Genomic DNA, 774 nt, shown 5'->3' with positions numbered 1-774 from the left:
CCCGCGCGATCGCGACGGCCAGTCACGCGATCGCGGCAGCTTTCGGCTACGACGACGGGGAGCGGATCCCGCTCGAGCTGCACCTCGCCACCGTCGAGCGCATCGTCGCGTCGACCACGCTGCCGGTGACCGCCGACCTCGAGGCCGGCTACGGCGACCCCGCGGCAACCGTGCGCCGCGCGATCGACGTGGGCGTGGTGGGCGCGAACCTCGAGGACGAACTGCGACCGCTCGCGGCGGCGAGCGCGGCGGTCGCGGCGGCTGTCGAGGCGGCGGATGCCGCGGGCGTGCCGTTCTCCCTCAACGCCAGAACGGATGCGTTCCTGCGCGCCGAGGGCCGTGGCCGTGCGGAGTCGCTGGCCGACGCGATCACCCGTGGGCGCGCCTACCTCGCGGAGGGCGCCACCTGCGTGTTCGTGCCCGGCGTGCTGGACGAGCCCGAGGTGCGCGAGCTCGTCGCCGCGTTCGGGCCCGGAAGGCTCAGCGTTCTCGCCGCTCCGGGGTCGCTCCCGCTCCCCGTGCTCGCCGCGCTCGGCGTCGCCCGCGTCTCGTTCGGTCCGTGGCCGCAGCGTGCCGCCCTCACGGCGCTCGACCGGCTCGTCGACGAGGTCGCGGACGACGGGCTCCCCGTCGGCATCCGCCCCCTCGTCTGAGACCCGGCTCCGCACCCGATCACGATCCGGTGACGGCGGGCGTTCTTCAGCGGGGGCACAGCATGCCCCTCGGTACCCTGAAAGGCGTGCCTTCCCCACAATCCTGCCGATCCGTCGCGCT

At 74.8% G+C, this 774-nt stretch carries 1 protein-coding gene; it reads left to right on the top strand.

Annotated elements, in window-relative coordinates:
• The coding region (locus ASG00_RS01845) for an isocitrate lyase/PEP mutase family protein (RefSeq protein ID WP_235559059.1) at positions 1-653 on the top strand (653 nt) is incomplete at its 5' end.
• Between the last annotated feature and the right edge of the window lie 121 nt (positions 654-774).

It is taken from the genome of Microbacterium sp. Leaf351 (assembly GCF_001423825.1).
Taxonomy (GTDB): Bacteria; Actinomycetota; Actinomycetes; order Actinomycetales; family Microbacteriaceae; genus Microbacterium; species Microbacterium ginsengisoli.
Note: the sequence above shows the minus strand (reverse complement) of the source record. Positions and strands in the feature narration are given on the sequence as shown.